Source organism: Lentihominibacter hominis (assembly GCF_014385065.1).
GTDB classification, from domain to species: Bacteria; Bacillota; Clostridia; order Peptostreptococcales; family Anaerovoracaceae; genus Lentihominibacter; species Lentihominibacter hominis.
The window spans coordinates 365946-391953 of record NZ_JACRTA010000002.1; the positions used below are offsets into that span (position 1 = coordinate 365946).

The 26008-nt window shown below is 40.5% G+C and carries 21 protein-coding genes and 3 tRNA genes; 23 read left to right on the plus strand and 1 reads right to left on the minus strand.

The window, feature by feature from the left end; genetic code table 11:
* Positions 1–108 precede the first annotated feature (108 nt).
* The 12 genes from ftsZ (at position 109) to H8692_RS07020 (ending at position 12739) form a co-directional block, all read left to right on the plus strand.
* Complete coding sequence (ftsZ, locus tag H8692_RS06965; protein WP_177270388.1) at positions 109–1221, plus strand: cell division protein FtsZ; 1113 nt, start codon at positions 109–111, stop codon at positions 1219–1221.
* Between the two features lie 62 nt (positions 1222–1283).
* Positions 1284–2060 (plus strand): TrmH family RNA methyltransferase, encoded by a 777-nt coding sequence (locus H8692_RS06970; RefSeq protein WP_177270390.1) that lies wholly within the window; start codon positions 1284–1286, stop codon positions 2058–2060.
* 12 nt (positions 2061–2072) lie between these two features.
* Complete coding sequence (gene pheS, locus H8692_RS06975) at positions 2073–3095, plus strand: phenylalanine--tRNA ligase subunit alpha (RefSeq protein ID WP_187525319.1); 1023 nt, start codon at positions 2073–2075, stop codon at positions 3093–3095.
* 12 nt (positions 3096–3107) lie between these two features.
* Positions 3108–5579 carry a phenylalanine--tRNA ligase subunit beta gene (pheT, locus tag H8692_RS06980; protein WP_187525320.1) on the plus strand — a complete coding sequence of 824 codons (2472 nt, stop codon included), beginning with the start codon at positions 3108–3110 and terminating at the stop codon, positions 5577–5579.
* Between the two features lie 11 nt (positions 5580–5590).
* Positions 5591–6154, plus strand: a complete 564-nt coding sequence (locus H8692_RS06985; RefSeq protein WP_177270396.1) for a cell division protein ZapA — start codon at positions 5591–5593, stop codon at positions 6152–6154.
* 6 nt (positions 6155–6160) lie between these two features.
* Positions 6161–8530 (plus strand): endonuclease MutS2, encoded by a 2370-nt coding sequence (locus H8692_RS06990; RefSeq protein WP_187525321.1) that lies wholly within the window; start codon positions 6161–6163, stop codon positions 8528–8530.
* Between the two features lie 38 nt (positions 8531–8568).
* The gene (gene argS, locus H8692_RS06995) at positions 8569–10281 is read left to right on the plus strand and encodes an arginine--tRNA ligase (protein WP_177270400.1); all 1713 of its coding nucleotides are present in this window, start codon (positions 8569–8571) and stop codon (positions 10279–10281) included.
* Positions 10282–10301: 20 nt separating this feature from the next.
* The gene (locus tag H8692_RS07000) at positions 10302–11174 is read left to right on the plus strand and encodes a radical SAM protein (RefSeq protein WP_177270402.1); all 873 of its coding nucleotides are present in this window, start codon (positions 10302–10304) and stop codon (positions 11172–11174) included.
* Between the two features lie 16 nt (positions 11175–11190).
* Positions 11191–12300 carry a tetratricopeptide repeat protein gene (locus H8692_RS07005; protein WP_177270404.1) on the plus strand — a complete coding sequence of 370 codons (1110 nt, stop codon included), beginning with the start codon at positions 11191–11193 and terminating at the stop codon, positions 12298–12300.
* Positions 12301–12423: 123 nt separating this feature from the next.
* Positions 12424–12498 (plus strand) — tRNA-Asn (locus H8692_RS07010).
* A 42-nt stretch (positions 12499–12540) separates the two neighbouring features.
* A tRNA-Leu gene (locus H8692_RS07015) sits at positions 12541–12629 on the plus strand.
* A gap of 34 nt (positions 12630–12663) precedes the next feature.
* Positions 12664–12739, plus strand: a tRNA-Met gene (locus H8692_RS07020).
* Between the two features lie 132 nt (positions 12740–12871).
* Here H8692_RS07020 and H8692_RS07025 read toward each other — a convergent pair.
* Positions 12872–13813 (minus strand): LysR family transcriptional regulator, encoded by a 942-nt coding sequence (locus tag H8692_RS07025; RefSeq protein ID WP_187525322.1) that lies wholly within the window; start codon positions 13811–13813, stop codon positions 12872–12874.
* 174 nt (positions 13814–13987) lie between these two features.
* Here H8692_RS07025 and H8692_RS07030 point away from each other — a divergent pair, with 174 nt between their 5' ends.
* The 11 genes from H8692_RS07030 to H8692_RS07080 all read left to right on the plus strand — a co-directional run bounded on the left by H8692_RS07030 (position 13988) and on the right by H8692_RS07080 (position 25986).
* A complete protein-coding gene (locus tag H8692_RS07030; protein ID WP_177270408.1) occupies positions 13988–15085 on the plus strand; it encodes a YkvI family membrane protein in 1098 nt (365 codons plus the stop codon).
* Positions 15078–15893, plus strand: coding sequence for a carbon-nitrogen hydrolase family protein (locus H8692_RS07035; protein WP_187525323.1), 816 nt, complete (start codon positions 15078–15080; stop codon positions 15891–15893). The genes H8692_RS07030 and H8692_RS07035 overlap by 8 nt, the downstream gene beginning before the upstream one ends.
* 30 nt (positions 15894–15923) lie before the next feature.
* Positions 15924–16811, plus strand: coding sequence for a DUF6282 family protein (locus tag H8692_RS07040; RefSeq protein WP_243206937.1), 888 nt, complete (start codon positions 15924–15926; stop codon positions 16809–16811).
* Positions 16812–16843: 32 nt separating this feature from the next.
* Positions 16844–18538 carry a dihydroxy-acid dehydratase gene (gene ilvD / locus H8692_RS07045; RefSeq protein WP_177270412.1) on the plus strand — a complete coding sequence of 565 codons (1695 nt, stop codon included), beginning with the start codon at positions 16844–16846 and terminating at the stop codon, positions 18536–18538.
* Positions 18539–18555: 17 nt separating this feature from the next.
* Complete coding sequence (locus H8692_RS07050; RefSeq protein WP_187525324.1) at positions 18556–19434, plus strand: alpha/beta hydrolase; 879 nt, start codon at positions 18556–18558, stop codon at positions 19432–19434.
* 147 nt (positions 19435–19581) lie between these two features.
* A complete protein-coding gene (locus H8692_RS07055) occupies positions 19582–19881 on the plus strand; it encodes a phage holin (RefSeq protein WP_177270416.1) in 300 nt (99 codons plus the stop codon).
* Positions 19882–19883: 2 nt separating this feature from the next.
* Positions 19884–20603, plus strand: coding sequence for a peptidoglycan-binding protein (locus H8692_RS07060; protein ID WP_187525325.1), 720 nt, complete (start codon positions 19884–19886; stop codon positions 20601–20603).
* Between the two features lie 144 nt (positions 20604–20747).
* Entirely contained in the window at positions 20748–21224 is a 477-nt protein-coding gene (locus H8692_RS07065) for a PaaI family thioesterase (RefSeq protein WP_177270426.1), read from the plus strand.
* 135 nt (positions 21225–21359) lie between these two features.
* The gene (carA, locus tag H8692_RS07070) at positions 21360–22484 is read left to right on the plus strand and encodes a glutamine-hydrolyzing carbamoyl-phosphate synthase small subunit (RefSeq protein WP_465250892.1); all 1125 of its coding nucleotides are present in this window, start codon (positions 21360–21362) and stop codon (positions 22482–22484) included.
* Entirely contained in the window at positions 22477–25677 is a 3201-nt protein-coding gene (gene carB / locus H8692_RS07075) for a carbamoyl-phosphate synthase (glutamine-hydrolyzing) large subunit (protein WP_177270428.1), read from the plus strand. Before carA ends, carB begins: the two co-directional genes overlap by 8 nt.
* A gap of 120 nt (positions 25678–25797) precedes the next feature.
* Positions 25798–25986, plus strand: coding sequence for a hypothetical protein (locus H8692_RS07080; RefSeq protein ID WP_177270430.1), 189 nt, complete (start codon positions 25798–25800; stop codon positions 25984–25986).
* Positions 25987–26008 lie beyond the last annotated feature (22 nt).

Sequence of the window (26008 nt, forward strand, 5' to 3'; positions counted from 1 at the left end):
ATATGACAGGCAACCGTGTAAACCGGGGCCTGTTCTTAATTTAAAAAAATGCTTTTAAAATTTGCATTTTCAAACTATGAAGTATAAAAATATAGGAGGTACCTCTGGATGTTACAATTTGAGATGAATGACTCGACGCTGCAGACGATAAAAGTAATTGGTGTCGGTGGCGGCGGATGTAACGCAGTTAATAGGATGATAGACGGAGGCATGAAAGGCGTTTCTTTCATAGCCGTAAATACAGACAAGCAGGCTCTTGCTAAGAGTAAGGCCGAAACCAAAATACAGATAGGTGAGAAGCTTACGAAAGGTCTGGGGGCGGGAGGAAATCCTGAGGTAGGTCAGAAATCGGCAGAAGAAAATCTGGAAGATCTTGAAAAATTCATCGCAGGTTCTGATATGATCTTTGTCACATGCGGAATGGGAGGAGGTACCGGTACCGGAGCAGCTCCTATAATAGCTAAGATAGCTAAGGATATGGGGATTTTGACCGTGGGTGTTGTTACAAAGCCTTTCAGATTTGAAGGAAAGAAGAGAAGTGAACATGCTGAACTTGGAATAAAGTTTCTTAAAAAGTATGTTGATTCTCTCGTAGTGGTTCCTAATGATAAACTACTTGAGACTGTTCAGGAACAGACCTCTCTTTTAGAGGCTTTTGAACTCGCCGATGAGGTTCTCAAAAAAGGTGTTCAGGGTATTTCCGATATCATAGTTGATGATGCCCTTATAAATCTTGACTTTGCCGATGTTACTACGATTATGAAGGATAGAGGAATCGTACATATGGGAGTGGGAGTCGGAAAAGGCGAGGACAAGCTCAACGATGCGGTCAGAGATGCTATTGACAGCCCTCTTCTTGAAACCAAGATATCGGGAGCAAGAGCGGTTCTTATCAATATAACAGGCGGCAGGGATCTTACCATGTTTGATGTGGACAAAGTCGCAAGTCAGATTGATGAAGAAGCTGATAAAAATGCTATAATTATTTTGGGAGCGTCCATCAAGGAAGATCTGCAGGATGAAATATCAGTGACGGTAATTGCTGCCGGATTTGAGAAAAGCAACAGTGATTTGCTTAACAGTTCTGTTATCCCTGGAACAAGTCCTCTGGAAAACAGCACAAATGTGGAAGAACCACAGGAACAGAAGACTGCGGCTGCTGAGGATGATGTTTACAAAGGATCGTCACGCATTGACATTCCTACTTTCTTGCAGAGATAGAGAAAGGAAAAGAGTATTCCAATAGCCGGTTATGACCGGCTATTGTTCTGATTTCATAAATAATGAAAATTATTACGTCAAAGAATAATTCTATATACAAAAAAGCTCTCAGGCTTTTAAAAAAGAAATACAGAGATGAAACAGGCATGTATCTTCTTGAAGGCGTTAAACCTCTCGAGGATGCGTTTTATATGGATGTAAAAATAAAAACGGTATTTTTGCGTGAAGGAACGGAAAACAGACCGGTTTTTACGGAAACGGATACTATTATTCTGAGCCGTGATTTATTTAACAGGCTTTCTGATACTGAGTCGTCTCAGGGGATAATAGCTGTTGCTGAGAAATATTCGTATGATAATAAAAGTTTTTCTGAATCTGTTAAAGATGGTAATATATTGATCATGGATAGGTTGCAGGATCCGGGGAATATAGGGACGATAATAAGGACTGCCGAGGCTGCAGGTTATAAGGGAATTATCATGATGCGAGGGAGCGGAGATGTGTATTCGCCAAAGGTTGTAAGAGCTGCGGCAGGATCACTTTTCAGAATGCCTGTCATAAATGCAGACACAGTTGCTGAGGCGACAGAGTTGATTAAGATTACAGGGAAAAAAATGGTCGTTACATGTTTTGATACGGATGTCAGTTGTTTTGATGTTGACCTTACATCGAATGTTGCTGTTGTTATAGGCAACGAAGGACAAGGTGTAAGGGATGATTTTATAAACAGCGCAGATTTAAAAATAAAGATCCCTATGGAGGGATCTATAGAGTCGCTTAATGCGGCGGTGGCTGCCGGCATACTTATGTACCAGTCACAAAAGATAAATTTTAAATGAGAGGTAGATAAAATGCAAGCTCAGTTGAACAAGATTTTAGAAGAGGTGAAGGTACAGCTTAAAGAAGCGTCCACGCTGGCTCAGACTGATGATATAAGAGTCAAGGTTTTAGGAAAGAAAGGCAGACTTACAGAAATCCTAAGAGGGATGGGCAAACTGTCTCCTGAAGAGCGAAAAGAAACCGGTCAGATGGCCAATAAGGTCAGAGCCGAAATAGAAAAGCTCCTGGAGGAAAAATTTGAAACTGTGAAAGCAGCAGCAAAGGAAGCGCAGTTTAAAATTGAAAGACTTGATGTGACCGAGCCTGGAAAAGAAATAAATCTCGGAGTTAAACACCCTCTTACCATAACTATAGAGGAAGTTTCAAAAGTTTTCATGAATATGGGATTTTCAATAACAGAAGGTCCCGAGGTTGAAACGGTGTTCAATAACTTTGACGCATTGAATGCCGGACCTAATCATCCGTCAAGAGATATGACCGATACTTTTTATATAACAAAGGATACACTGCTGAGAACTCAGACTTCGCCGGTACAGGTGAGAACACTGCTTAAGCAGGATCCTCCTATAAAAGTTGTTTCTCCGGGGAGATGTTTCAGATGTGATACCCCTGATGCCACTCACTCACCTATGTTTCATCAGATAGAAGGTTTGGTGGTAGATGAAGGGATCACGATGGCTGATTTGAAAGGAACTCTTGACAGTTTTGCAAAACAGCTTTTCGGTACAAGTACAAAAACTAAATTCAGACCTCATCATTTCCCATTTACGGAGCCGAGTGCCGAAATGGACGTATCATGCTTTAAATGCGGCGGGAAAGGATGCAGAGTGTGTAAAGGAAGCGGATGGATTGAAATATTAGGCTGCGGCATGGTGCATCCGCATGTGCTGGAAGTAGGCGGTATTGATACGGAAAAGTACACCGGATTCGCTTTTGGTATGGGAGTGGAGAGAGTTGCTATGCTCAAATATGGCGTCGATGATATAAGATTATTTTATGAGAACGATATGCGCTTCATAAATCAGTTCAAATAGGAGGGTTAATAGATGTTAGTTCCAATAGAATGGCTGCGAGATTATATAGATCTGGATGTTACTACAGAAGAATTCTGTGACAGGATGATCATGTCAGGGTCTAATCTGGAAACCTGTGAGCATTTCTGTGAGGAAATGGAAAATGTAGTGGTAGGAAAGATCGAGAAAATAGAAAAACATCCGGACGCTGACAAGCTTGTTATCTGCAGTCTCAATGTAGGTAAGGATGAGCCGGTTCAGATAGTTACGGGAGCTCCTAATGTATTTGAAGGCGCACTTGTTCCGGTGGCTCTTCATAAGAGTAGGATACCGGGTCCTCTTCATGGTCAGCCGAAGCAGGAAGGCGGAGTGAAGATAACAAAAGGAAAGCTTCGTGGCGTAGAATCATTTGGTATGCTTTGTTCTGCCGGGGAGCTGGGTTTTGAAGATAAAGTTGTGCCGGTAGCTCATAAAGAAGGCATATGGATACTTGAAGGCGATTACAGTATAGGGCAGGATTTTGCAGAAGCTCTGGGGCTGAAGCAGGCTGTAGTTGATTTTGAGATAACGCCTAACAGACCTGATTGTTTAGCCATGGTGGGGATGGCAAGAGAAGCAGCAGCCACATTTAAAAAGCCTTTTGCATATCCTGATACAGATATAAAAGAAGAAAATGGCGAGGGAAAAACAAAGGATTACATATCTGTAGACATAAAAAATCCTGAAAGCTGCAAAAGATACGTGGCGAGAGTCGTTACAGATGTAAAAGTGGAACAATCTCCGTGGTGGCTTCAGAAAAGGCTGATGTATGCCGGAATGAGACCTATTAATAATATAGTAGATATAACCAACTTTGTTATGCTTGAATATGGACAGCCTATACATGCTTTTGATATTAACCAGGTGAAAGGAGGCAGGATCATAGTTGAAAACGCCTCAGAAGGCGAGAAATTTGTTACACTGGATAATAATGAGAGAACAATGACAAAAGATATGCTTCTGATAAAAGATGCCGAAAGAGGGATTGCTATAGCGGGAGTAATGGGAGGTCTGAATTCAGAGGTAGAAGAGGATACAACTACAATAATAGTAGAGTCGGCAAATTTCAGCGGCGACAGTGTGCGAGCTACATCCAAGAAACTTGGACTTCGTACAGAGGCTTCTTCAAGATTCGAAAAGGGAATCGATCCAAATCTTTGTGAGGTTGCTGCAGACAGGGTCTGCAGACTGATAGAGCTTATCGGAGCAGGAAAAGTCTGCAAGGGAAGCGTGGATAATTATCCTTCCCCTGAAATTTCAGAAAAAATAGACATAAGAGTAGACAGGATAAATCATGTTTTGGGAATAGAGCTTTCCAGAAAGGAAATGGTTGATATTCTTGAAAGCCTTGAAATAAAAGTGGGCGGAATAGGTAACACAATGACGGTAACACCGCCGACTATAAGACAGGATCTTGTGGCTGAAGAAGATTATATTGAGGAAATTGCAAGGATATATGGATACGATAAGCTTCCTGTTACATTGCCTAAAGGTAATTGTGAGGCAGGGATATCATATGAAAGAGCACTCAGGGATCTTGCGAGAAATTCACTTTGCGGAATGGGGCTTAATGAAATACAGACTTATTCATTTGTGAGTCCTAAGGGTGTGGATAATGTCAGAATAGACGAGGATGCATGGGAAAGAGCATTTGTTAAGATTATAAACCCTTTAGGTGAAGAAAATTCAGTGATGAGAACGATACTTACCCCGAATATGATGGAGGTTCTCGCAAGAAATTATTCAAGAAATATCGATAAGGTAAAGGCATTTGAAATAGGAAATACATTTATGGCCAATATGCTGGACAGCGATGCTCTGCCTGATGAACAGTATTCACTATGTATAGGTATGTATGGAAAAGACGAAGACTTTTTCAGCTTAAAAGGCGTAATTGTTGAGCTTTTAAAAGTTTTAGGAATCAAGGAGGCTGTATTTGAGGCCGAGTCTCAGTACGGCGTTTACCATCCGGGAAGATGCGCAAGAATTGCTGTATCATCAGAACGAAAGAATGAAGACGGAGAGGCTCTTTTCGATGAGTTGGGAATAATGGGTGAGATACATCCGGATGTAGCGGAAACTTACGGTATGGACGGCGTAAGAGTTTACTGTTGTGAGCTGATGTTTGACGCTATTATGAGGCATGCAGATACGGAGAAGACCTATACACCTCTTCCTAAATATCCATCCACTTCAAGAGATATAGCTCTTCTTGTAGATGAGGATATGGCGGTAGGAAGAATAGAAGAAATTATCAAAAAGTACGGAAAATCAATACTTGAGGATGTCAGGTTATTTGATGTTTACAGAGGAAAACAGGTAGAAGAGGGAAAGAAGAGCGTTGCTTTCAATCTTATATACAGAGATAAGGATAAGACGCTGACTGATGAAGAAGTGACATCTGTACACGGAAAAGTACTTGAAGCGCTGAAGGAAAAACTTAACGCAGTCTTGAGAGAATTATAGGAGAGTTTCGTATGGAGAATAATAAAGTAAAGGTTAAAATTTACGGTCAGGAATACGTTATAGCAGGGGAAAAGACAAAAGAAGAGATTATGCAGGTGGCTGCCCATGTTGATATGAAGATGCAGGAAGTCACCCAAGCGGCAAAAACTGCCGGAGTTGTTCCGTCTAACATAGCAGTACTTTCAGCTATAAATATAACCAGCGAATATTTTCAGGTTTTGGAAGAAATGGAAGAATTGAAGCGTATGAATATGCAGCTTGAAAAGGATGCGCAGCATTATGTTCAGCTCTGGGACGAGTCTAAGAAAAACTACATGGATTATAAAGAAGAGACTCAGGCTATAGTATTGCAAAAGGATGAGCTTATGAGTCAACTTAAACAAAAGGATGAAGACATCCAAAAATTAATGCAGGCTGCTGAAAATGCCAAAGCTCAGGCGCAGACCAGTATGGACGAGGTAGTGAAAGAAATCGAAGGAAAATGTAAAGAGCTGGAGAACAGTTTCTTTGATCTTCAAATGGAGAACCTCCAGTTGAAGAAGGAATTGGAAAAGTATAAGAATAATAACGGATAATTCTAAATGAAAGAAAAGACTTTAAATGTTTTAGAATATGACAAAATAATAGACATGCTTGCAGAAAAGGCAGGCTCTGAAATGACAAGAAAAATCATTTCAGAGCTCAGGCCTTTTGATAATGTGTCTCAAATAAGAGAAAGTCAAGGTGAAACCACAGAAGCGGTAAGGCTGATTAATTATAAAGGGCCATTACCTGTCGGTGGTTTTTATGATATTGAGGAAAGTGTATCATTTGCCAGAAAAGGCGGAACACTTACTATGGCGCAGCTTTTGAAAATCCTCTATAATATGAAAACTGCGGAAAGAGTTGTATCATTTTTGAAGGGCGATATACCTGAAGTTCCCATAATATGTTCGGTGACAGAACTTCTGGCTGTTCATAAACGACTGTCGGAAGAGATCGACAGATGTATTCTCTCAGAAGATGAAATGTCAGATAATGCCAGCGGTGAGCTTAGAAGCATAAGACGTGCCATGGTAAGACAGAATGAAGCTTTGAAAGTTAAACTAAATCATATTCTGAATTCTGCTGATAATAAAACTATGTTACAAGATTCCATCGTTACCATGAGAAACGGCAGATATGTCATACCGGTAAAGCAGGAACACAGAGGTCGTGTTCCGGGTATAGTACATGATCAGAGTGGCAGCGGAGCAACACTTTTTATAGAGCCTCAGGCAATAGTGAATTTTAACAACGAACTGAGACAGCTGGAGCTTGACGAAAAAGCTGAGATGAACAGGATTCTTAAGGAGCTTTCCGAGGGAGTGTCTGAGTATTATCACGATCTTGTCAATAATCAGAAACTTTTGCTTACTCTCGATTTGTTTATGGCCAAGGGTAAGCTTTCTATGGATATGGGTGGAGAAGAGCCGGAGATAAATGAAGATGGAATAATGGATCTTAAGTCCGCAAGACATCCTCTTATAGCAGCGGATAAAGTTGTTCCCATAGATATATCCATCGGCGGAGAGTACAGGACGCTGGTAATAACAGGACCTAATACAGGCGGCAAGACTGTGACTCTTAAGACAGCAGGGCTGCTTTCACTGATGTCGCAGACCGGTCTTCATATCCCCGCGGCAATAGGAAGTAGGCTTCCGGTTTATCATCAGATATTCGCAGATATAGGCGATGAACAGAGTATTGAGCAGAGTCTCTCAACATTTTCGTCTCATATGACCAATATTGTCGACATAGTACAAGAGGCTGATAAAGAGAGCTTGGTGCTGCTTGATGAACTTGGGGCGGGAACAGATCCCACTGAGGGAGCGGCTCTGGCAATAGCCATATTGGAACGTCTTTACAGCATGGGAGCTTATTCCGTATCCACAACACATTATACAGAGCTTAAAAAATATGCCATATCTACTGATGGAGTTGAAAATGCTTCCATGGAGTTTGACGTGGAGACGCTTAGTCCTACGTATAGGCTTATTATAGGCGTACCGGGCAAATCCAATGCTTTTGAGATATCTCGCAAGCTGGGGCTTTCCCGGGAAATAACCGACAGAGCGAGAGAACTTCTGCAGGAAGGAGATATTGCTTTTGAAGATGTGATATCGGCTCTTGAAGAAGATAAACGGATAGCCGAGGAAGAACGTGATGAAGCTATTTTGATAAATATAGAGATGAAACGGCAGAAAGAAGATCTTGAAAAAAGGGCCATAAAGTTTGAAGAACAGAAAGAAAAGGAGATTTTACGGGCCAAAGAAAAGGCGAGAGAAATAATAAATGAGGCAAAAGAAGTTTCAAAAGAGGTTCAAGAGGAATTAAAAGCCCTTGCAAGGCTTGAGAGTATGGGAGAGAGAACAGCAGGCTTTGACAGAAACAGAAGACGCTTGCGGGAAATAGAAAAGAAAAACAGGAATACTATAAAGCGTGAGACAAATGATAATCCTGTAGACCCGGCAAGTTTGTCTTTGGGAGACAGAGTGAAAATTCTTACCTTAAACCAAAATGGAGAAATAATATCTCTTCCCGATGAGAAAGGTTTGCTTCAGGTACAAGTGGGAATCATGAAGATTGGCGTTAATGTCTCTGATATAATGCTTATTGATAACGGAAAACCAAAGAAAAAAAAGAAAGCCTCCGGTTACGGTAAGTTATATAAGAAAAAAGCACAGACAGTTTCCATGTCGGTAGATGTCAGAGGAAAAAATATGGATGATGCCGTAATGGATGTTGAAAAATATATAGATGATGCTTTTATTTCGGGCCTTAAAGAAGTCACTGTGATACATGGAAGAGGAGAAGGTATACTCAGAAAAGGAATTCGAGATATGCTTAAGCGAAACAAGAATGTAGACGGTTTCAGAAGCGGTGGATTTAATGAAGGTGGAGACGGTGTGACAATCGTGAATTTGAAATGATATTTAAAATGTTGATATAGAAGAAGAGGAGAAAAATAATGATCAGTTACAGAGAAAGGATTGCGGATATTTTGGCTCCGCAGATCGAAGGACTGGAAAAAGAAGAGATAATGTCTATGATAGAGACACCGGCTGACAGCAAAATGGGAGATTATGCATTTCCATGTTTTAAGTTAGCTAAAATATTGCGAAAAGCGCCTCCTATGATAGCTAAATCCATAGCTGAGGATATAAGAGAAGACAGCGTATTTGAAAGAGTGGAAAGTGTTAACGCCTATGTCAACATGTTCATTTCCAAGGAGGAGTTTGCCAAAGAGGTGGTAGATGAAGTAATTGAGAAAGGTGATGATTACGGCAGGAGTGATATAGGAGCCGGCAAGAAAGTTATCGTTGAGTATTCTTCACCTAATATAGCCAAGCCTTTTCATATCGGGCATATCAGAAGTACGGTAATCGGAAACTCTATATACAAGATATATGATTTTCTCGGATACGATACCATGAGAATCAACCATCTGGGAGATTACGGAACCCAGTTTGGTAAGATGATTTGTGCTTACAGAAGGTGGGGAAATAAGGAAGATGTAATAAAGGAACCTATAAAATCTCTGCTCTCATATTACACAAAGTTTCATGAAGAAGCCGAAAAGGATCCTTCTTTAGAGGATGAAGCCAGAGCTATATTCACAAGACTTGAAAAGGGCGAGCCTGAGGAAGTTGAGCTTTGGCAGTGGTTCAGAGACGAAAGCCTTAAGGAATTCAACAGGGTATACGAGATGCTGGGTATAACTTTTGATTCATATAACGGCGAAAGTTTTTATTCCGACAAGATGCCGAGATTCGTCAATGAACTTAAGGAATCCGGACTGCTCATAGAGGATGACGGAGCACAGATTGTAAAACTGGATGAGTATGGCCTTCCTCCGGCGCTTATAACAAAGTCGGATGGTTCTACTCTTTATATAACAAGAGATATAGCGGCAGCTGTTTACAGAAAAGAGACTTACGATTTTTATAAAAACATATATGTTGTGGCATCTCAGCAGAATCTTCATTTTCAGCAGTGGATAAAGGTTATAGAGCTTCTTGGATACGAATGGGCAAATGACTGTGTTCACGTACCTTTTGGCCTTGTCAGCATGGAAGAGGGTACCATGTCCACAAGGCAAGGAAGAGTTATTTTCCTTGAGGATGTACTCAATAGAGCTGTAGAGCAGACTAAGAAGATAATTGTAGAGAAAAATGTCAATACTGAAAATATCGATGAGACTGCCAGAGAAGTCGGTATCGGAGCTGTGGTATTTAACGAACTGTCAAATTACAGGATAAAGGATTATGTGTTCTCATGGGATAAAGTCCTTAATTTTGAAGGGGAAACAGGACCTTATGTTCAGTATACTCATGCAAGAGCCTGCAGTATACTGAGAAATGCCGGAGAAGAGATACAGGCAAATGCCAAGGAAGGCTTTGATGCCAAGTATATTACATCAGAAAGCGCTCACAGACTTATGAAACTGATATATGAGATGCCGGAAGTAATAGTTGAAGCGGGAGAAAAGTATGAACCTTCTGTAGTTACAAGGCATATAGTAGATATAGCGCAGGCTTTCAATAAATTTTATCATGATGAACATATACTGGTAGATAATGAAGATGAAAAGACTGCCAAGGTAGCGCTTGTTACAGCAGCCAAAACAGCTATTAAAAATGGTCTTGGACTGCTGGGTATGAAAGCGCCTGAAAAAATGTAAAGATTGACAGGGAGGAAAACATGAGATACGAGGGAGATATATACAGACCTCCAAGCGAGGCATACAGTTTGCTTGTACAGGTAACTATAGGATGTACTCATAATAAATGTACATTTTGTAAGATGTTTAAGGATAAAAAGTTCAGAGTGAGAAATATAGAAGAAGTTTTTGAAGATTTGGCATGGGCAAGAAAAAGATACAGCCGGGTTGAGCGAATGTTTCTGTGTGACGGGGATGCGCTTGCTCTTTCTAATAAGAGATTGATGCCGATTCTGAAATATATATCGGATAATTTTCCTGAATGTGAAAGAGTTACCATTTATGGGAGAGCTACTGATATTCTCAAAAAAACAGATGAAGAAATGCGTGAGCTTTACGAGGCCGGGCTTACTATGGTCTATATAGGAGCCGAATCGGGAAGTGATAAGGTTCTCAAGGACATCTGCAAGGGTGAGACAAGACAGCAGCTAATTGACGGCGTAAAGAAAATTGAGGCTTGCGGTATGCAGGCGTCTGTTACATTTATCTCTGGTCTTGCAGGCAAAGATGGATGGGAGGATCATGCTGTTCAGACGGGAACAATGATAAGTGAGATGCAGCCTTCATACGTGGGTCTTCTTACGCTGATCGTAGAACCTACTGTACCTATGTATGAAGACATAGAATCAGGAAAGCTGAAACTGCTTTCTCCTGATGAAGTGATGGCAGAGACTCTGCTTATGCTTGAAAATACTAATGTTACAAAAAAATGTGTGTTCAGGAGCAATCATGCGTCAAACTATGTTTCTTTAAGGGGAGACCTTCCCGAGGACAAGGAAAAGATGATGAATACGTTGAGAAAAGCTATGAAGAATCATGATATGCTGAGAGATGAAAGGTTCAGAGCTCTTTAAGTTCAAGAGGAGGATTATGAGCGCAGAATTTAAATATGATATACAGCTCAGAGATGATCGTATAGGAAAGTATTTCAGAAAATACCTGAATAGATTTATATTCGCAGAGTTTTCCGAGGATTTTATAAATAAGTCCAAGGCAAAAGATCTGATGAAAGGCGTCCCTATACCTCTTAGAAAAGAAGAAGTTCGGGAGTTTTCCGGTGGGGATGGTGTCTCTATGTTTAAAATAGCAGAAAATATGGCATGGGTGATGGGGTGTGATCCTCATTTTAAACATACAAAAGATTATGCGGCTATACTATTAAAATTGTATAATCATAAGATATATGAGGGGATACTTAAGACAGGAAGAGATGCTGCGGAAAGGGGAGATATGGACGATGCATGTATTCATTTCAGAGCTACTCTCTGTATGAAACCTGATTATCTTCACGGAATGTACAGTTATGCCAGAGCGTGCAGGGCCATGTATCTTTCCAGCGGCAACGAGGAATACACAGGCAGATTTAAAGCAGAAGCACTGAACTGGTTCGAGATTTTGACAGAGGTACATCCTAAGTTTGCCCAGGGGTATTATTATTTGGGATATGCCTATCTTAATATGGGACTTTATGCTAAAGCCGATATTGTCTGGAAAAGTTTCATAAAATTGAGTAAAAACGGGAAGGATAAAAAGGAGATCAAGACAAGATTGTCTCAGATCGAAGAGCCTCTTCGCATCGAATCGGGTTATAATCATATAATGGCCGGAAGATATGAAAAGGGGATAGAACTTCTCCAACCTTTTTTATCGTCAAGGTTTAGCGACTGGTGGCCTCTCCATTATTATCTTGGCGTGGCTTATGAGATGGTGGGAAGACGTCAGGCTGCTGTTGAGAGACTTAAACAGGCTTTAAGGCTTAACGGAAGCCATCTGGAAACCATGGAGGAGCTTCTTTCCATATATAAAGCTGAAGATAATAGGGAAGGCATTGAGAAATACTCCAAGAAAATAGACATGATAAAGGCGGCAATGGAAGAAGATCGCAAGGCTAATCTTAAAGAGATAAAAAAAGAGGATGAAAAGCTCCAGCAAGCTAAGCCGGAGAAGATGGACCCGGAGATTATTTCTTTTGATGAGTAAAGCCATTAAATATGTAAAAGTATATTATGAAAAAAACAATATTAAAATAGTAAATTTTAGGTTGACATATAGCCATAGGTTGCGGTATAATAGCAATTGCCGTTATGGAGAACAACCTAATATTCCGAGGTAGCTCAATGGTGGAGCAACCGGCTGTTAACCGGTAGGCTGTGGGTTCGAGCCCCACCCTCGGAGCCAAATAAAATAATAATCTGAAGCATAGACTTCAGATTATTATTTGCCGGAGTGGCGGAATTGGCAGACGCACAGGACTTAAAATCCTGCGATCCTAACAGATCGTACCGGTTCGACCCCGGTCTCCGGCACCAAAAAAGAATATCAGATGTAAAAGCATCGCATTGTCGCGGGGTGGAGCAGTTGGTAGCTCGTCGGGCTCATAACCCGGAGGCCGCAGGTTCAAATCCTGTCCCCGCAACCATAGAAAATGGCTGAATCTCAATGATTCAGCCATTATTATTTTTTATTTTCGGGAAATTTAATTATATTGTAAAAATGCTATGATGCAAGGAAAGTAACTTTGTATACTATAAAAGCTGGAGAATAAAGTTTCTTAGTGTTTCTTTATCTTCTGCAACAATGTGTTTATAAGAAGTTTTTCGAATTCTAATATGTACAATGGTTTTTCTGCATCAAGCATTGAGACGATTTCGAGACGAAGCGGTTTAGCAAATGAATAGATAGGAATAACATGTATAAGTTCATTTTTTCGGCAGATTCTGTTATGGGATGAGATGTGCGACAAGAGCATGTCGGAGCTTACAATGGCGCCCAGCCCTTTAGCGCACAGTGCTATTTGTGTGGCAGTATCACTTATCTGATATGGGAATAAAAGTTCAACATGGTGGGCATCCATACAATCCTGGAGCAGCCTGTTAACGACACTTGTAGAATAACTTTTGATGAAAGGCACATGTTCAAATACTTTCAGGTTTGAGACTCCTTTAAGGAGTTCTTTTTTGATTTCCGGAAAGGACTGATTCAGCAGACCTTCTGAGATACATATGCAAAGATTGTCATCACACACATGGATGTAAGATAGATCCTTTTTATAAGGGGGATTGACTCCGAGAAAAAGGTCCACGTATCCTTTTCTTAAGTTATCTTCCAATATCATAGTATCATTGTTAAGAAACAATACTTCAACTTTAGGGAAAAGAGAATTATAAAGGGGCATGATCTCGGGGAGGATAATCTGAGCACGGGAAGCTCCTATTCCTACTGTAAATCGGCCCCTTTCCCCTGTTGCGTGCTGCCGTATGGTTTCGTTTGTGCTGCTTTCGATCACTTTTATTTTTTGAAGGGAATTCATAAGTGATATTCCAGCTTCAGTCAAAGCGAACGGTTTGCGTGTAAAGAGTTTGACTCCATAGTTTTTTTCCAGTCTGTTTATATGATCACTTACACATTGCTGTGAGACAAAGGCTCTCTTAGCAGCTTTGCTTATGCTCAGTTCTTCGGCAACATATAAAAAAATTTCTTGGTTTACTTGCATTTTAACTCCTTCTCGACATTATCCTGTTTTTTACAATTAAAATATATCATATAAACAGTAAAAATAACAAGATAAACCTTGTTATTATAAAGAATATACTTGTTTGAATTTGTAATTTGCAAGGGATATAATTTTAGGGGAATAATATGTCGTTTTAGAAAGGATTGGGCGTTTATGACAGGAAGTAGTAATGTAAGAATTTTAAATGTTGTAAAGATTGCCGGAGTGTTCATCGCATGGGCGATAGGTTCAGGTTCAGTAACCGGACAGGCGTCACTGCAGTATTTTTGCGCGTACGGAGCATGGGGGTTCCTGGGAATAGTTATTGACTGTTTGCTTCATTTATTTTTGCTGCTGGCATTTTTCAGTATCGGACATAAGATGCAGTTTGAAAATCCTCTTGCCATATACACATATTTCAGCGGTGAAAAGATAGGCAAGATTTTTCAGGTGCTTTCTATAATATTACTTTATTCGGCACCTGTAGTAATGATTTCGGGGTTTGGGGCATCTCTTAATCAGCATTTCGGAGTACCTACCCAGGTGGGATCAATTTTGCTGGGAGTACTGTGCCTTATCACTATATTGCTGGGATTGAAAAAACTTGTTAATATAACAGGCAGTATAGGACCTTTCATGATAATGCTTACTATAGCGATTTGTCTGATATATCTTTTTAATAATATAGATGGGCTTTCTGAGGGAATTAAAGAAGCTCCGCAGATAGGGATAGCGAAGATAGCTCCGTACTGGTGGCTTGCAGGATTGTATTATACTACATGTACTCCGTTTCAGTCAGCTCCGTTTTTTGCGGCAACGGCAAAAAATTTCGATGTGAAAGCGGAACTTAAGTATGGAGCTGTATTAGGGGTCATTCTTTACGGTATTACTGATGCAGTAATGGCATGTGCATTGTTTTCCAATATTGAAGTTTTAAGTGAAAAGATGATACCTAATCTTTATATAGCAAATCTTATTTCACCTGCGTTGGGATTTGTATTTATCATAGTTATATTCTTAGCTATTTATTCATCATGTGTACCTGCTATGTTTACACTGTGTGCATCATTTAAGAAAGAAAAGACGCCGGGCTACAATAAATTTGCTGTCTGTCTTGTTACAGCATCTGTACTTTGTTCAATGCTTCTTCCTTTTGACAGACTTCTCGGATTGGTTTACGGTACATATGGGGTGTTGGGAGGAATTCTTGTAATCTTTATTTTTGCAAAACAAATGAGAGACAGAAAAGAGGAAAAGCTTAAAAATGTGTAAGTTTAAAATAGCTTTGATACAGGATGAATGGGATCTCGGTAACAGAGCTGCCAATGTAAAAAAAGCTGAAGAAAAGATTCGTGAGGCTCATAATGGAGGAGCTGATTTCATATGTCTTCCGGAAGGATTCAATACGGGATATTACTGTTTTGATTATCCTGCCATGATGGAAGCAGCAGAAGCTCTTGACGCAGAGACGGTGACTGTCATGAAGAATCTGGCTGAGGAGCTCAGTGTACATATACTTGTGCCTATAATAATGTTAGCGGAGAATGGTATAGTAGAGAATACAGCTATTCTTATAGATGACGAAGGAAAAATGATCGGCAGGTATTCAAAGACTCATCTGGTGGGACAGGAGCAGTTTCATCTTCGCAGCGGAAATGATTTTCCTGTGTTTGACACAAAGTTTGGCAGAGTGGGTATAGTTATATGTTATGACATATGTTTTCCTGAAACAGCACGCCTTCTTGCACTTGAAGGTGCAGATCTGATTCTTTGTCCATCTGCGTGGCGCGGAGGTTCGTATTTTGAGAATTGGCTCAATCAAGCTACAGAAGCTCGAGCGCTTGACAATAATGTGTTTGTTGCTCATGTTAATTATATTGGTGAGCTTCCGGATTCACCTTTCTGCGGACGCAGTCAGGTGGTGAGTCCTATAGGAGAAGTACTCTGCAGGGCTTCTGCAGATGAAGCAGAAATCATATATCAGGATATAGATATGAATTTTGTATATGAAGTAAGAAAAGACAATACTGTATTGTCAGACAGGAGACCCGAGATTTATTCGGGGATATGGAAAAAATAAAAAGGATTTAATGACCGGATCATTGACATAATGTTCTGGTCATTATTGAAGATGGAGACTATGCTTAACAGAGAATTGACAAATGAAATAATGCAGGGCGCATATGATCTTCATGTCCATTCAGCTCCGTCAGCATTTGATAGGGAGCTCAACGATCTGGAACTTATCATGGAAGCTGACGAAGCGGGAATGGCAGGAGTGATGATAAAGGCCCATTATGGATCTACTGCGCCGAGAGCAGCCCTTATCAACAGTATAAGCGGATGTACGGCCAAAGCTTATGGGGGGCTTGTTCTTAATTATCCTGTCGGCGGATTAAATCCATATGCCGTAATTGATTCGTTGCGTATGGGAGCATCTGTTGTATGGATGCCTACGAGAGATTCGGCGAACTGTCTCTCATATGGACTCATGCCGGGAGATTTCTTTACAAGGCCCGGTATTTCGGTACTTGATGAAGCCGGAAAGCTTAAGAATGAGGTATATGAAATACTGGACATAGTAGGAGAAAGTGGTGCTTTCATGGCAACAGGACATCTCAGTCCTGAAGAAAGCATCATATTATGCAGAGAAGGGCGGAAAAGAAGGGTTAATATGATATTGACTCATCCGGAATGGCAGAGAACTGTCATAGATACGGAAATACAGGCCGAATTAGCAAAACTCGGAGTATTGATAGAGAAAAATTGGATAAATATTGCCGAATACTCTGTATCGGTTGAAAAGATGGCAGAGAATATAAGAGCGGCAGGCCCGGAGAATGTTTTTCTTGCCACTGACAGAGGACAGAAAGGTTTTGAACATCCTGTAGAAGCTATGAGACTTTTTATAGCCAATCTTTTACAGCAAGGGTTTAAAAGATCTGAAATAGAGATGATGACTCATGAGGTTCCTGAAAGGATCGTAAAAGGAAAATGAGATGGTAATGTAGAAAACCGGAGGGATAAAAATTGAAAGAATCAAAATTTCAATACAGTAAATATAAAAGCGGAGAACTCGTAAACGGAATAGAAAGAGCTGCCCACAGAGCGCTACTTTACAGCACTGGTCTTGATGAAGAGGACTTGCGAAAGCCTCTTGTAGCTGTTGTAAATTCATTTACGGAAATGGTTCCAGGACACATACACTTGAGGGAACTGGCTGAACATGTAAAGAACGGTATATGGGAAGCAGGAGGGGTTCCCAGAGAGTTCAGCACCATAGCCTTATGTGATGGCATATGTCAGGGACATAAGGGCATGAGTTATCCGCTTCCAAGCAGAGAAAACATTGCCGATGCAGTGGAAATGATGATAGAGGCTCATCATTTTGACGCCATGGTAATGCTTCCGGGCTGTGATAAAATAGTCCCGGGAATGATTATGGCGGCGGCCAGAGTGGATATTCCTACAGTGATAATTCCGGGAGGCCCTATGCTTAACGGAAGTTACAAGGATAAGGAAATAATTACTCTCACTGATATGAGAGAGTTTATAGGGCAGACACAGACAGGAAAAATGTCTGAGGAAGATTTACTGAATATAGAGAAGCGTGCGCTGCCAACTTATGGTACTTGCGCTATGCTGGGAACGGCCAATTCCATGAGTTGTCTGGCAGAAGTCTTAGGCCTGGCGCTGCCCAATTCATGTACAGCTCCTGCTGTTTCCGCAGAAAAAAGAAGATTTGCGAAAAAATCGGGAAAACGTGCAGTAGAGATGATAAAAGAGAATCTCACTGTGAGGAAGATATTGACAAGAGAAGCTTTGCTAAACGGAATAAGCGCTGTAATGGCTATGGGCTCATCTACTAATACAGTGCTTCATCTGATGTCTATTGCAAATGAGGCTGGGATTTCTCTGTCCCTTAGAGACTTTGATGAAGTAAGTAAGAAAGTTCCTTATATATGCAACCTGAAGCCTTCCGGCAAATATCCCGTGCAGGAGCTTCACGAGAGGGGCGGACTGCCTGTAGTACTTAAGGCTATAGAGAAACAGCTGTGTGATGGACATATGACGGTAACGGGAAAAACAATTAAGGAAAATATCAAGGATGTGAAGATTGTAGAAGATGACCTTATTTATCCTATAGATAAGCCTAAGAATCGAGATGGCGGTATAGCCGTACTTTATGGAAGCTTGGCGCCGAACGGTGCTGTTGTTAAAAAATCGGGAGTTAAGCCTTCCATGTATCAGTTTACGGGAAGAGCGAGGGTATTTCATTCCATGGAAGATGCCAGCGCCGCAGTATCAGGGGATCAGATAAAAGAAGGCGATGTAATAGTAATAAGATATGAAGGGCCTAAAGGCGGTCCGGGAATGAGAGAAATGCACATGACCACATCTCTTATAGTAGGCAGAGGAATGGATGAAAGTTGTGCATTAGTAACAGACGGACGTTTTTCAGGCTCCACAAGAGGTCCATGCATAGGACATATATCTCCGGAAGCAGCCGCAGGAGGACCTATCGCAGCTGTAGAAGATGGAGACCGAATAATTATTGACATACCTGCAGGAAGGCTTGATCTTGACGTTCCCGATGAAGTTATACAGGACAGACTCAAACACGTTAAGCCATGTGAGAAGGAAGCTACCCCTGCACTCCGAAAGTATGCTGCTCTTGTGTCATCAGCAGATAAGGGCGCAGTGCTTGAAATTCCGAAAAAATAAATTTTATGGAGGATAAGATGATAACTAAAGATTTGATATTTTACAGTAATTGCTATAAGCTTGCTGCCGTACTTTACCTTCCTGATAATTATGAAGAAGGCAGAGCTCTTCCTTGTATAATACCTAATTCGGGATATATGGGACTTAATGAGATTTATCCTGCATTATTTGCGAGAGCGTTGACTGCCAGAGGGTATGCATGCTTTGGGTTTGATTATAGAGGTTTTTTAGACAATGAGGGACCGGCTGGCGTCTGCAAACTGGATGAACAGGTTGAGGACATAAGAAATGCGGTTACCTTTGCCGGAACTCTTGATGAAATTGATGCAGAAAGAATAGGCTTGTTAGGCTGGGGGATGGCCGGGGGATTAGCGGCTGAAGTTGCTGAGAAAGATGACAGAGTAAAAGCAGTTGCTGCACTGAATGGGTTTTACTGTGGCAGACGATGGATGAAAACTGTATTTACACGGGAAGAATTTTCCGCGATGGAAAAGGAGATAGAGGCGGAGAGAATTAGATTGGTATGCAGCGGTATCAGAAAATATGATGATCCTTTCCATTTTTATCCTTTGGATAATGATACTGATGGGGTGGTAAGAGAAGATTTGTATTCTCATAGTGGTTACGGTCAGGAAATATCTCTTGAAATAGGACAGTCAATAATGGAATTTGACTGTGAAAAGAATATCCGAGATATCAAAGTTCCTGTATTTGTGGGTCATGGAAAGGGCAACAGACTGCATCCTATCTCAGAATCTTATAATTTTTATGATAAGCTTATTTGTAAAAAAGAAATGTTTGAAATAGATGGAAAGCACAATGATTTTATGTTTGATGACAATCCGGTTTTTCATGATTTGAACGATCGTCTTGCAAGATTTTTTGAATGTATGTAATAAATAATATTTTAAATGGCTTTGGAGGTATATTTTATTGCTGAAGTCATTTTTAGTATTAAATTTGAATTTTGATGATCTTAAGGTTATTCTTCAGCAATCACATAAAACCTCTTACAGCATATTTGTAATGTAGGAGGTTTTATTATGAAAAAAGAAGTATCAAGGTCGATCATCAGACTGATCGTAGCATCCTTTTTATTGATAAATGCTATTCTTACAGCAAAGGGTATAAATCCTATACCATTTGATGAATCTACTTTTACTGAGATCGCAACACAGATCGCAGCCGGTATCGGCTGTATATGGGTGTGGTGGAAGAATAACAATGTGACTAAAAGTGCTCAGTATGCTCAGGAATCGCTGAAGGTTTTAAAAGAAAAACATGTGGATGACGGCGAGGCAGGTGTAAATGAGAGTGATGAAGATATAGAAACGGAGGAGTAGCCATGTTGACCATAAGACAATATCAAAGTAATTTAAAACATTATTATGGCTACTATTCAGGAGCTGTGGATGGTATAAGGGGAGCCGGAACTATTGCGGCGATAAAAGCCTTTCAGAGAGGGCACAGTGTTTATGCCGATGGCATTTACGGCGTCAATACGAATGCTAAAATGGTATCGGTAATAAAATCGCTGCAGGGTAAATTAAGCGTGACACGTGACGGTATCATCGGGAATAACACTATCGCTGCAATAAAGGCGACACAGAAAAAATACGGTCTTACGGTGGATGGCATAGCAGGTACGAAGACGATGGCAAAGCTTAACGGAGGAAGTTCGGGGTCATCCGGTTCCGGAACATGGAACGGCTCTTCTCATTTCAGTAAAACAGAATTTAAGTGTAAGTGCGGCGGCCGGTATTGTAATGGATATCCGGCTACTGTAAGTACAAAACTTATCAATATTCTGGAATCACTGAGAGCCTATTATGGAAAACCGATAACCATCACATCAGGACTCAGATGCGCAAGGCATAATGCTAATGTGGGAGGGGTTTCGAATTCCGCTCATAAATATGGCAGGGCTGCCGATATTTATATACCCGGTATATGCAGTACTGCAGCCGGACGAAGGCAGGTTGTATCTAAGGCGTATTCTCTGGGAGCCGCTTACTCTTATGCTAATACAAAAGGAATGGGTAATGTAGTGCATATCAATGTTTGATTATAAGCCCCTGGAATGTGAAGACATGACAGGGGCTTTTCGTATTATAAATGATGTTTTTAGTATTTCACTATTTGATTGTTTACCTGCAGTGTAGTATTATTATATGAGAAAAGATGCTTTTCAGCATAGGGAGGTGTTGTGATGCAGGAATCAGTATCCAGCGGACAGAAACGGTTGGAAGCTTATGTTGACAGAACTCTTAAAGAGAATAATATGGAGCAGAAGGATAGTATAAATGGCATGATGCAGGCTAGAAAAGTAAGCTGTTCTTTTGAAGAAAAATCTGTTACATTCGGTTTTCCTGTTCGCAGATGGCAGGTGAACAGAGTAGGGCAGCTCCATGGAGGTATGATATGCACAGCTTTTGACTTTACGATAGCTTTTCTTGCCAGATTTTATGCCGGTAAGAATTTTACGCCGACAGTCAGTCTGGATGTGAAGTATATAAGGCCTGTGGAGGTGGGAGATGTTATGCTTGTTAAAGCGAAAGTAACATCTGCAGGAAGGCGGATAACACAGCTCGTATGTGAGGCAGTAAGCCAGAATACCGGTAAACTGGTAGCCACAGGAGCATCTGTATATATGAATGTAGATACCGTAGAAGAAAGACAGATTTGATTTTTCGGTAAAAATTTACATAATGCATAAAAAGCATATGAATAGTGTTGCATAAACATTAATAACAGTGTATAATTATTTATCAGTGACAAGATTGCTATTTATCGAATGTGTAAGGAGATTAGACATAGTATCATGATTAAAACGATTGAAAAAATGGAAGGGTTAATTTACTTGGAAGACGGGACCGTGTTTAAGGGAACAGGTTTTGGATTTAAAGGAACTGCTGTTGGAGAACTTGTCTTTAATACAGCGATGACAGGATATCAGAAGATATTGACAGACCCATCGTATAAAGGACAGATAATAAATATGACATATCCGCTTATAGGCAATTACGGTATCAGCTCTGTAGATAATGAATCAGAAAAGGTACATGCCTTTGGTGTAGTTGTTAAGGATCTATGTGATATGCCGTCTAACAGCAATAGTATAATGACTATAGACAAATGGCTCAGAGATATGGGAGTGCCGGGCGTGTTCGGTGTAGATACGAGACAGATAACTAAGAAAATAAGAAATAAGGGAACTGTTAAATGTGTCATCAGTACCGAAGGTATATCCATAAGTGAAGCTGCTGAAATATGTGACAGAGGTCAGATCAGAGGAGACTGGATGAAAGAAGCAGCCGTAAAGGAAAAAACTGTAATGAAATCCCTTTCTGATTCTGATGAAAAACCTCTCAGTGTAGCGGTCATAGATTTTGGTGTCAAAGGCAATATCCTTACATGTCTCAGAGAAAGAAACTGCGAACTTACATTGTATCCTTACGGAACTTTAGCGGAACAGATTCTTGCAGGCAAGCCTGATGGAATATTTCTTACTAATGGACCGGGGGATCCGGAAAAAGCTGAGGAAGCTATAGAAGAAGTCAGACATCTTATAAATATGAGCGGTATACCTATGTTCGGCATATGCATGGGGCATCAGGTTCTTGCCATTGCTCTGGGCGGTAAGACATATAAACTTAAATACGGGCACAGAGGCGGTAACCATGGTGTATTCGACAAGAATACTAAACGTTCTTACATAACATCGCAAAACCACGGATATGCAGTTCAGTATGAGAGTATAATTCTTAAAGGAATGGAGATAACACATCTGAACCTTAATGACGGCACTGTAGAAGGAATGGAACACAGAGATCTGCCTATATTTTCTGTCCAGTTCCACCCGGAGGCATCACCGGGACCTAATGATACAGGTTATCTGTTTGATAAATTTATTGCAATGATGAAGGAGGACAAAAACAATGCCTAAGAAGTCATATCTGAAAAAAATACTTATAATAGGCTCCGGTCCAATCGTCATCGGTCAGGCTGCGGAGTTTGACTACGCAGGAACTCAGGCATGCAAAGCCATAAGAGAAGAAGGAATAGAGACGATACTTGTTAACAGCAATCCTGCGACTATAATGACAGACAAGGGTATTGCTGATAAGGTATATATGGAGCCGCTTACAGAGGAAGCTCTTGAGCAGATTTTAGAGAAGGAAAAACCTGACGGCATGCTGGCAGGTTTCGGAGGCCAGACCGGACTGAATCTGGCGATGGAGCTTGAGAGGAAAGGAATCCTTGAAAAACATGGAACAGCTCTGTTGGGAGTCAATAGGGAAAGTATAAGAAAAGCCGAAGATAGAGAAGAATTCAAATCTCTTATGCAGGAAATCGGAGAGCCTATCCCCAGCAGTGTTATAGCGACATCTATGGATGAGTGTTATGAATTTGTTAAGCAAGAAGGTTATCCTGTAATAATAAGACCCGCCTATACGCTGGGGGGAACAGGCGGCGGTATCGCTGAAAATAAAAAAGAATTAGAGCTTTTGTGTATGAAAGGCATGGAAAACAGCGCTATCGGCCAGATTCTGCTGGAAAAATCCGTAGCAGGGTGGAAGGAGATAGAGTATGAGGTGATAAGGGACAGCCGTGACAACTGTATAATAATATGCAGTATGGAAAACCTTGACCCTGTCGGCGTACATACAGGTGACAGCATTGTTGTAGCTCCGACACAGACTTTAAGAGATGCTGAGTATCAGATGCTTAGAGATGCATCCATAAAAATAATCAGAAACCTCCAGATAGAAGGAGGCTGTAATGTACAGTTTGCTCTTGATCCTGATACAGGTAAGTATATAGTAATAGAAGTAAATCCGAGAGTAAGTCGTTCATCAGCGTTGGCATCTAAGGCGGCAGGATATCCGATAGCCAAGATAGCTGCCAAGATTGCTATAGGATATAATTTAGATGAGCTCTCAAACTATGTGACACAGACGACGAGCGCATGCTTTGAGCCTACTTTAGACTATGTTGTTGTTAAATTTCCTAAATGGCCTTTCGACAAGTTCAGAACTGCTTCCAGGAAGCTGGGAACACAGATGAAAGCCACGGGAGAAGTGATGTCCATAGATAGAACATTTGAAAGTGCATTGCTGAAAGCGCTTACTTCTATAGAGATCAAATGTGATGGTCTTCATATTCCTTTTGTAACAGGGCTTGATGATGAAAAACTCATAGAAAAACTTAAAGCATGTGATGATGAAAGAATCTTCTGTATTGCGGAAGTTATGAGAAGGAAGCTTATAGAAGTCGAAGGCCTTTATAGTTTGACAAAGATAGACAGATGGTTTCTAAATAAGATAAAGGGTATAATAGATCTGGAAGAAAAACTTCAGGAAGGACCTCTTACAAAAGAGCTGGTATATGAGGCAGAAGCCAGAGGGTTCACAGATACGGATATAATAACACTTTCAGGGATTTCAAGAGATGTGCTTCAGGATATAAGGGTATACAACGATATATACCCTGTATATAAGATGGTAGATACATGCGGAGGTGAATTTGACGCTCTCACCCCATATTATTATTCCTGCTATGATGAAGAAGATGAAAGTGTAAGAAGCCCTGAAGAAAAGATTTTGGTGATAGGATCCGGGCCTATAAGGATAGGTCAGGGAATAGAATTCGATTATTGCTGCGTGCAAGGAGTCTGGGCTATCAAGGAACTTGGATATGAAGCTATCATTATGAACAACAATCCGGAGACTGTGAGTACAGATTTTGATACATCGGACAAGCTTTATTTTGAATCGCTTCATATAGATAATGTGATGAATGTAATAAAACGAGAGCGTCCATATGGTGTAATACTGCAATTTGGCGGGCAGACATCGCTGAATCTGGCAGAAAAACTTAACAGCAGAAGCATAAATATTCTGGGAACATCATATAAAAATATAGACCTGGCAGAAGACAGAGAAAAGTTCTGTGAGCTTTTGGATGATCTGGAGATAGCAGTGCCTGAGGGTGTAGCTGTGACAAATCAGGAAGATGCCTTTGCTGCTGTGAGAAAGCTTGGTTATCCTCTGGTGGTAAGGCCATCATATGTAATTGGCGGTCGTGCTATGCAGGTAGTTTATAATGATGTGGAGCTTAAGAGATATCTTAAAGAAGCAGTGTCACTTTCTACAGAACATCCGGTGCTTATTGACCAATATATACAGGGAAAAGAGATAGAGGTTGATGCTATAGCTGACGGAGAGGATATATTAATACCGGGGATAATGGAGCACGTTGAAAGAGCAGGAGTTCATTCGGGAGACAGTATTTCCGTATATCCTAATTATTCTCTTTCCGAGGAAGTGGAAAATACGCTGCTGGATTATACAAAGAGAATCTCTAAAGCGTTAAATGTGGTAGGTCTTGTGAATATCCAGTATGCTTATGACGGGAAGAAAATCTATGTTATAGAAGTAAACCCGAGGGCTTCGCGTACAGTTCCTATTTTGAGCAAGGTAACAAGAGTGCCTATGGTAAAGCTGGCAGTAGCCGCTATGTTGGGGCATAAGCTGAAAGATAGTCAGTACGGTACAGGACTTTATAAAAAAACTGAAGAATTTGCAGTAAAGGTTCCTGTATTTTCCAGCGCAAAGTTGACAGATATGGATATAGCGCTGGGGCCTGAGATGAAATCAACAGGTGAGGTGCTGGGAATAGATAAGAATTTGGAAAAAGCAATTTATAAAGGATTCTTAGGAGCAGGAATGGATATTCCGACGGAAGGCAATATTTTTGTTACGCTTAGAGAATCAGAACAGAACACATATACGGCAGATATACTTAAAGAGTATGGAGAGGCCGGATTTAAATTGTATGCTACAGATGATACGATAGATTTCATGAATGCTCACGATATTCCGGTGGAGGCTATGAACTATGATACGGCTGAGAAATGGATAATGAACCATGACAGCAGCAGCGGCGAGAATATTTCTCTCGTAATAAATCTGCCGACAGTTGCCAACAGAAAGGAAAACGACAGTTTCCCGGTAAGAAGAAAAGCCATTGAAAGAGGCATATCCGTAATGACATGTATGGATACTGCAAGAGTTTTCCTAAAAGCAATAAAACTGAAGCAGAAAGAGATCAGACTGGATTACAATACGCTGGATTGACGCTGAGGAAAAGTAACAAGAATATTTTTCGGTATTTATACTGGAAATCAACATAATTCTCTGGTATTATTAATAAGTTACTAATATACGCTTTAATAGTAGCATTGGAGGAATGAAAAAATGATATTACTTTTCTTAGCATTGATATTCGGAATAGCTGTAATGATATTTATGATTGCTAGTATGATCAGAGGCAGGAATAAAGAAAACAGTAAACTGGTAAATATATTGAAAGTTATAGTTACCATTGAAGCGATCGTGTTTATAGTGATATTTGTGATAGTGATCATAAAGACGATGGCAACATGATAAAAGTTTGAAGATTAAGAGA